At 68.1% G+C, this 712-nt stretch carries 1 protein-coding gene; it reads left to right on the top strand.

Features of this window, described 5'->3' with window-relative positions; translation table 11 throughout:
* On the top strand, positions 1 to 712 hold a 712-nt coding region (locus EN742_RS36750; RefSeq protein WP_128333979.1), incomplete at both ends, for a PDZ domain-containing protein.

The following is a 712-nucleotide window of genomic DNA, read 5'->3' on the forward strand; positions in this document are numbered from 1 at the left end:
AACCATGGCAATTCCGGCGGCCCGCTGGTCGATGTCGGCGGCAATGTCGTCGGCATCAACACCGCCATCTTTTCGCCTAATGGCGGCAGCGTCGGCGTCGGCTTCGCCATTCCGTCCGACCAGGCGCAAAAGGTGATCGCCAAGCTGATGAAGGGCGGCGACATCGAGTACGGCTATCTCGGCGTGCAGATCCAGCCGGTGACGCAGGACGTGGCAAGTGCCATGGGGCTCGACCACCCCGGCGGCGCGCTTGTCGCCGCGGTCACCGAAGGGTCGCCCGCGGCCAAGGCCGGCATTGCGACCGGCGATGTCATTACCGGCTTCGCCGGCCAGGAGATCAAGGATCCCAAGGATCTGTCGCGCGCCGTCGCCGAGGTCTCGCCTGGCGCCAGGGAAACGCTCGACGTCTGGCGCAACGGCAAGATCGTGCAGATCTCCGCTGATGTCGGCCGCAACTCGGAAGACGTTAAGACCGCGTCCGATGGCGAGGGCGGCAAGCCGTCGGCCGGGCAGGCCCTGCGCGTCCCGTCGCTCGGCCTTGGCCTCACCGACATCACGCCCGATGTCCGCGAGGAGTTGAACCTGGCCGACAATCAGCGCGGCGCCTTGGTCGAGCGCGTCAATCCGGACAAGGCGGCTTCGGCGGCCGGCCTCGAGCCGGGCGATGTCATCGTCGCCGTCGACCGGACCCCGGTGAAGAGCGCCAGGCAGG

Origin of the sequence: Mesorhizobium sp. M4A.F.Ca.ET.020.02.1.1, assembly GCF_004022645.1 — a bacterium.
In the GTDB taxonomy this organism is placed as follows: domain Bacteria; phylum Pseudomonadota; class Alphaproteobacteria; order Rhizobiales; family Rhizobiaceae; genus Mesorhizobium.